This window comes from Qingrenia yutianensis (assembly GCF_014385105.1).
GTDB classification, from domain to species: domain Bacteria; phylum Bacillota; class Clostridia; order UMGS1810; family UMGS1810; genus Qingrenia; species Qingrenia yutianensis.
Genome location: NZ_JACRTE010000037.1, coordinates 1 through 6,702, shown reverse-complemented (window position 1 = coordinate 6,702; position 6,702 = coordinate 1). Strand labels below are relative to the sequence as shown.

The 6,702-nt window shown below is 43.4% G+C and carries 7 protein-coding genes; all 7 read left to right on the top strand.

Annotated elements, in window-relative coordinates; translation table 11 throughout:
• Positions 1-339: 339 nt before the first annotated feature.
• The 7 genes from spoVAE to H8706_RS11580 all read left to right on the top strand — a co-directional run bounded on the left by spoVAE (position 340) and on the right by H8706_RS11580 (position 6,560).
• Positions 340-699: a stage V sporulation protein AE gene (gene spoVAE, locus H8706_RS11610; protein WP_262432763.1), complete on the top strand. Its 360-nt coding sequence runs from the start codon at positions 340-342 to the stop codon at positions 697-699.
• Positions 700-809: 110 nt separating this feature from the next.
• Positions 810-1,499 carry a response regulator transcription factor gene (locus H8706_RS11605; RefSeq protein ID WP_262432762.1) on the top strand — a complete coding sequence of 230 codons (690 nt, stop codon included), beginning with the start codon at positions 810-812 and terminating at the stop codon, positions 1,497-1,499.
• 36 nt (positions 1,500-1,535) lie between these two features.
• On the top strand, positions 1,536-3,338 hold the full coding sequence (locus H8706_RS11600) for a cell wall metabolism sensor histidine kinase WalK (protein ID WP_262432761.1): 1,803 nt from the start codon (positions 1,536-1,538) through the stop codon (positions 3,336-3,338).
• Between the two features lie 146 nt (positions 3,339-3,484).
• Complete coding sequence (locus H8706_RS11595) at positions 3,485-3,946, top strand: hypothetical protein (RefSeq protein WP_262432760.1); 462 nt, start codon at positions 3,485-3,487, stop codon at positions 3,944-3,946.
• Between the two features lie 40 nt (positions 3,947-3,986).
• Positions 3,987-5,417 carry a hypothetical protein gene (locus tag H8706_RS11590; RefSeq protein ID WP_262432759.1) on the top strand — a complete coding sequence of 477 codons (1,431 nt, stop codon included), beginning with the start codon at positions 3,987-3,989 and terminating at the stop codon, positions 5,415-5,417.
• Between the two features lie 9 nt (positions 5,418-5,426).
• A complete protein-coding gene (locus H8706_RS11585; protein ID WP_262432758.1) occupies positions 5,427-6,182 on the top strand; it encodes a hypothetical protein in 756 nt (251 codons plus the stop codon).
• 33 nt (positions 6,183-6,215) lie between these two features.
• Entirely contained in the window at positions 6,216-6,560 is a 345-nt protein-coding gene (locus tag H8706_RS11580; RefSeq protein WP_178348704.1) for a YbaB/EbfC family nucleoid-associated protein, read from the top strand.
• Positions 6,561-6,702 lie beyond the last annotated feature (142 nt).

The window sequence follows — 6,702 nt, the reverse complement described above, 5'->3', positions numbered from 1 at the left end:
GGCGAACGGTTTGTTTTCGGTTTTTGTTTGAAAAATATTTCGGTAATCTGTTGTTTGAATGATTTGATTGTTACGAGGGGTCTTGGGGTGGAACCCCAAGCCGTTTAGGGGTGCGGGGGAATCGGAACCCCCGCGCTTTTGAGGCACTTTTACTCTAAAAGTGCCCCCGCGGAGCGAAACAGTATAATATCATATTTTATGTTTTTGATATAGAACAAAACTTTAAATTCAACAAAATTGTAGGGGACGATGCCTACATCGTCCCGTTTAAACAACCAAAAACCCGTTCGGGGCGATGTGGGCATCGCCCCCTACAATACTACAAAAAGGAGAAAAAATATGCTTTACAACATTTTCAAGGCGTTCTGGGTCGGCGGACTGCTGTGCGTAATCGCACAGATAATCATAGACAAAACCAAACTCACACCGGCGCGGATAATGGTATCATACGTTGTCGCCGGCGCGTTTTTAACGCTCATCGGTGTATACGACCCCATTGTAAAATACGCCGGTGCAGGCGCGACGGTGCCGATTATCGGCTTTGGATATTCGCTTTGCAAGGGTGCCGTAAAGGCAGTCAGCGAAAAAGGCTTAATTGGCGTTATGACGGGCGGAATTACCGCAACGGCAGGAGGAATTACCGCGGCGATACTTTTCGGCTTTCTTGCCGCTCTTTTCTCAAAACCGCGCTCAAAATAGACAAATTTTTACAAAATTAACCCTTATTTTAAAATTATGCTTGAAAAATATTTTTTATATGATACAATGAAGATGTATAACTATTTTTTATTTTGAAAGAAGGGTTATGTATGGAAAATTTAATTCTGGTAGTTGACGACGAAAAACCGATAGTTGAAATATTAAAAGTTAATCTTATAAAAAGCGGATACAGAGTAATAGAGGCATACGACGGCGAGGAGGCGCTCAAAAAAGCGGAGGAACAAAATCCCGACCTCATTTTGCTGGACGTTATGCTTCCGAAAAAAGACGGCTTTGCGGTATGCAGAAAAATACGCGAAACCTCGTCTGTGCCGATAATTATGCTTACAGCGCGCGAGGAGGAAGTGGACAAGGTTCTGGGTTTGGAGCTCGGCGCGGACGACTACATCACAAAGCCGTTCAGCCTGCGCGAGCTTTTGGCGAGGGTTAAGGCGAATTTGCGCCGTATAAACACCGCCGCAGAGGAAAACAGCAGCTCGCAGATTATCAGCTGCAACAACTTATCCATTGACCCCGAGAGGTATGAGGTTACAAAAAACGGCGAACCGATTAACCTTACATACCGCGAATTTGAGCTTTTGAAATTCCTTGCGACGCAAAGGGGAAAAATCTTTTCGCGCGTCAGCCTTATGAACAAGGTGTGGGACTACGAATATGTCGGTGATCCGCGCACGGTTGACGTTACTGTAAGACGTCTGCGCGAAAAAATTGAGGACGACCCGGCAAGACCGAACTACATTCTTACAAAACGCGGTGTGGGATACTATTTTCACTCGTAATTTTAAAAATATGTTTTCAAAAGAGAGTTTAACATAATGAGAAAAAACGCGCACACGGACGGGATTAAAATAAAAAGCAGTATCAGCTACAAAATTGTGGCTATGTTTGTTGTGCTCACAATTTCGGTTATTATCGTCATAGGAACGTTTATGATTAACCGGATTGACGCTTTTTATCACGACGAATTTAAAACGCTGATGAAAAACGTATACAATGAAGAATTTTGCCGTCAGCTTGCCGAAAAATCCGGCGGCGAGAACGGTGTAAACCAGCTTACCGAAAGCGTTGACGCATATTCGGGGCAGATGGGAATAGACTCTTTCAGAAACTACTACATACTTGACATCAAAACGGGAAAGGCGCTTTACGGGAGCAATCCCGAGCTTGCGAAAACCCTTGAAATCACGCCGAATATTATATCGGCAATGAGCGGAAAAACGGGCGACAGCACCGAAACAAACGCAAGCTATATGGATTTTGCCGTGCCGGTGGGAAACTACATTGTTTACATAAAAGACTCAAAGGTTGAAATCGACTCGGTGGTGCGCAACATTTTAAATATCATTTTCCTGTCGCTTTCGCTCGGAATGTTTCTTTCGGTGGTATTCGGAATACTTTTGTCGCGCACAATTATTTCTCCTATCTCGTCGCTTACGCGCAAGGCGCAGAAAATCACGTCGGGCGATTTTGAATTTACAATCGACGTAAAATCGAGCGACGAAATCGGACTTTTGACCGAAACGTTCAACGATATGGCGGTGGAATTAAACGACACGCTCAAACAAATTCAGAGCGAAAAAGACAAGGTTGAAACCATTTTGAAGCATATGGCGGACGGCGTTATGGCGTTTGACTCGTCGGGAAAAATAATCCACATAAATCCCGCGGCAAAAAAGCTTATGCGTATTCACAAAATAGAAAATATGACATTTGACGATGTTTTTTCGGACACCGAACCGAAAATTTCACAGGCGCTTATTTCTGCGGATATGTCCACAAAAGAGCGCACTATCAAGCGCGCAAACGTTGAAATAAAGCTTTATTTCGCGAAATTCCGCACAAAAGAAAAAACAGGCGGTATTGTGGTGGTTTTGCAGGACATCACCGAACAGCAGCGCCTTGACAACTCGCGCCGTGAGTTTGTGGCAAACGTGTCGCACGAACTGCGCACTCCGCTCACAACCATAAAAGGATACGCGGAAACGCTTCTTTATTCGGCAGAGGAAAACGATTTTGACAAGGACAACTTCATAAGCTTTTTAAACGTTATAAATAACGAATCGGACAGAATGACGCGCCTTGTAAAAGATTTGCTTGTTCTCTCGCGCCTCGACTACGGCAAAAAAGGTCTTAAAAAAGAAAAATTCGACCTTTCCGCGCTGGTGGAAAGCGTTGTTGCAAAACAGGAAATCAACGCAAAATCTGCGCATCTTACACTTACTTACGAGCCTCTCTCGGCTCTTCTTCCGTTTGAAGGCGACCGCGACGCTATGGAACAGGTTTTGGTCAACATCATCAGCAACGCGATTAAATACACAGGCTCGGACGGCAAAATTTACGTTGCGTCGGGCAAGATGTACGACAGTGTTTACATAAAAATAAAGGACAACGGAATTGGCATACCGAAAGAGGATTTACCTCATATTTTCGAGCGTTTCTACCGCGTCGACAAGGCGCGCTCGCGCGAAAAGGGCGGAACGGGACTCGGACTTGCAATTTCACACGATATTATTGCGGCGCACGGCGGAAGCATTAAAATAAACAGCATTTACGGCGCAGGAACCGAGGTTGTAATAATTCTTCCGACGGGAAAAAGCAGTAAAAAAACCCGAAAATAACGTTTAATAACCGAGCAATGTTTCAAATGTAATTGTATTTTAAAGAAACGGTAATATTACTGTAACATTGATGTTGTATAATAGTGATAACAATGGTTGTATTGTAAAATTTTATAAATATTTTGCCGAAACGGAGGTAAAAAGCAATGAAAAAAATAATTGCGATTGTTTTATGTTTAATAGTTATGTCGCTGCCGCTCACGTCGCTTGCAGCACCCGAATTTTTGGGTTCGTCGTATGTCGGCACGGCGGACTATCTTGTTGATATTTTAAATCCCGACTCGTTCAGCACCACAACGTCAAATTCGGTTTGCGTTGTATCGGCGGCGGCAAAGGCGGGCACAAACGTTGCAATTTATATGTACGACGTGTCAACAGGTATGTACCGCAAAATCAATACATATTTCAACGGTGTGAAATTTGAAGAAACGGCAGTCGGCGCAAGCGGACTTTATGCGCGCCAGGTGCTTTTGAGAGAAGGACTTAACAAAATTCTCGTTTACGCGCAGAAAGACAATGCAGTTCAGACCACGCGCCTTGAAGTTACACTTTTGAGCGAGGCTTATGTCGGCAACCTCAAAACCTTTATCACAAGCCGTCTTAATTAGTTTTGCGGTTTAAATTTCTCCTTTTCAAAAGAGGATTTTTATGAAAATTAAAGAAAGAATTAAAAATATCGTTTTGGCGCTGCTTATCATAAGCAGTGTTTGCCTTACGCTCAATATTTGGTTCGATAAAAAATTATGGCCCGACGGCTATAATTTTTTTTCTGATATTACACAGAAAATTTTCGGGCAGAAAGTGCTTAAAAACAGCGGAAGTCTGTCTAAGGAAAAACTTGCGCTTCCCAAACAGCTGGTTGTAAACAACGCGTCAAAGCGCAGTATTTTTTATGAAACCGACGAGGCGTACGATACAATAATTACACCCGTCAAAAGCATTTTCATAATCGCGCTCACGTCGGACAATTACACAAAATCAACCTCCGACGAATGGAATTCGGCGCTTAAGGCAAAATCTATTTTCGTTTCCTATCCCGTTGCATACGATTCGGAAGTTTTGGGCAATATTTTGGGTGTGCAAAAGGTTAAAACGGGCAGTATGACAATCCGCGATTTTATCATTTCGCAGGGCGACATTGCCTCGTCCAGCCTTTACGTTTACATCAGAGATTATACCGACCAAAGCATTAAAAAATGCAGTGTCCGCTATGACAAAAAGGAATTTGAAAATCTTCTCACGCGCTATGCAGGCAGTACAACGGGCGATTTGCCGTATTCGTTTGAGTTAAATTTTGACAAAATCAACTCCGACTCGCAGAACGTCACCATTTCCCCCGACGTTGTGCTTTCGATAAACCGAACAAGGCACAGTTCGCTGTATTCGATAAATCCCGTGTTTTCGCGCTCGAATGAGGATTTTGACTCCGAAACCGTTGACACAATTTTGAAAAAGTTCAGTTTTAACATAAACACCGCGCGGAAATACACCGAGCCCGACGGCGCGATTGTGTACGTCGAAAACTACGGCTCGATTAAAATTCACCCCAGCGGATATTTTGAATACAAGGCCATTGCGCCCGACAAGGGTGTTTCGCTCCCCGTTGACGCCGATGCCGATTTTAACAGTATTTTCACCGCGTCGCTCAATTTTGTAACCGATTTCTGGACAGGCGTTGTTCCGCAGAGCGAGCTTAATTTGAGCCTTACGGGCGACATTGTGAACAAAAGCCTTTCGGACGTTGAGTTTACAATGAATTATTACATTAACGGCACGCTTATCCGCGACGATATTCAAAATGCGCTCACCGGCGAAATTTCGCCGTACGCGCTCACAATGAACGTTTCAAACGGAAAAATCACCGCTTATAAACAGCTTATCCGCATTTATTACACAGGTGACACCGATATTGAAAATATTTCGACCATTGAGGCGCTCGACAAGCTTTTTGCGTCCAAAGACGATTTGAAAAATACCAACGTCCGCGAAATTTTCCCCGCTTACTTCAATGACGGCGGAACATATGCAATCACATACGCGGCGAAAAGCGACTCGGGCAAAACTGTGCTTATAAAATAGGAAAGGGCGGTGTTTTTTATTAACTGGGAAAAACTTAAAACCTTTCTTATTGTGCTTTTTGCGGTGCTGAACGTGTTTCTCATCGCGTTTACGCTGGTGCAGAATTCAAAATATTCGGTCATCAGCGACGAAACGGTATCCGACACCGTGAAAATTTTAAAATCAAAAAATATAAACATCAGCGCGGATAAAATAGACAGAAAACAGGTCGGTTTAAACGTTATAGCGCTTAAAAATGCCGTGGTTTCGCACAATTTTCCGAGCGGATTTTCGCGCGGGGACGAAAAAACATTTTCGGTGGAAACCGACGGAAATCTGAGCAGTGAGGGCGAAATAAAAAAAGTGCTCGGCTCGGTCGGCTTAAAAGGCGAAAACGAGATAGTTTTGAATGACAAAAGCGCCGTTGTTTACCTTAAAACAGGCGGTTTTCCCGTTTTTGACGTTTCTCTCAATCTCACCGAACAAAACGGAAAAGTGAAAATCTCGGGGAGCTGGTATTTTGCCGAGAACAAGCCGAAAAAAAGCAGTGACACGTCCGAGGTTGTGTCGCTGACGGGGATTTTGATAGATTTTTCAAACACCGCTCAGTTTGACGGTGAAATAAACGTTGACAAAATCGAACTCGGATATTACATTTCGGAGTCGAACAGGCTTCTTGAACGTCTTAACGTTACCGCCGCGCCGTGCTGGAAAATTTCATCAAGCGACGGCAAATGCTATTATTTTAATGCGCGCAACGGCGAATTTTTAAAGCAAACAGATTAAAAACATAAAAATAAAATTACGGAGGTTAGATTTATGGCAAGAGGAAGAATGCCTATGGGTATGGGAATGGGCAATATGAATAATATGATTAAGCAGGCGCAGAAAATGCAGCAGGATATGGTCAAAATGCAGGAGGAGCTTGAGCAGTCCGAGTTTGAGGCGGCGGCAGGCGGCGGTGCGGTAACGGTGAAAATGTCGGGCAAAAAAGAACTTACCGAAATTAAAATCAGCCCCGACGCGGTTGACCCCGACGACGTTGAAACACTTGAAGATATGATTTTGGTCGCGGTGAACGACGTTATCAAAAAAATCGACAAGCAAAATCAGGAAAAAATGAGCAAAATGACGGGCGGTATGAATATCCCCGGTTTGTTTTAGACAAAACAAAAAACGGCTTTAAAGGGTATTTCCCCGATTTTGTGTAAACTCCAAAATGATAATATAATTTAAGTGTTTTTCGAAGGATGAAATCCATATTTCGGGATTTCATCCTTCAGCTCATATATAGCATAAAAGCACA

Bases quoted from the DNA above. Each gene is read 5' to 3' on its own strand.
- spoVAE (WP_262432763.1), top strand. From the start codon at position 340: ATGCTTTACAACATTTTCAAGGCGTTCTGGGTCGGCGGACTGCTGTGC.
- H8706_RS11605 (WP_262432762.1), top strand. From the start codon at position 810: ATGGAAAATTTAATTCTGGTAGTTGACGACGAAAAACCGATAGTTGAA.
- H8706_RS11600 (WP_262432761.1), top strand. From the start codon at position 1,536: ATGAGAAAAAACGCGCACACGGACGGGATTAAAATAAAAAGCAGTATC.
- H8706_RS11595 (WP_262432760.1), top strand. From the start codon at position 3,485: ATGAAAAAAATAATTGCGATTGTTTTATGTTTAATAGTTATGTCGCTG.
- H8706_RS11590 (WP_262432759.1), top strand. From the start codon at position 3,987: ATGAAAATTAAAGAAAGAATTAAAAATATCGTTTTGGCGCTGCTTATC.
- H8706_RS11580 (WP_178348704.1), top strand. From the start codon at position 6,216: ATGGCAAGAGGAAGAATGCCTATGGGTATGGGAATGGGCAATATGAAT.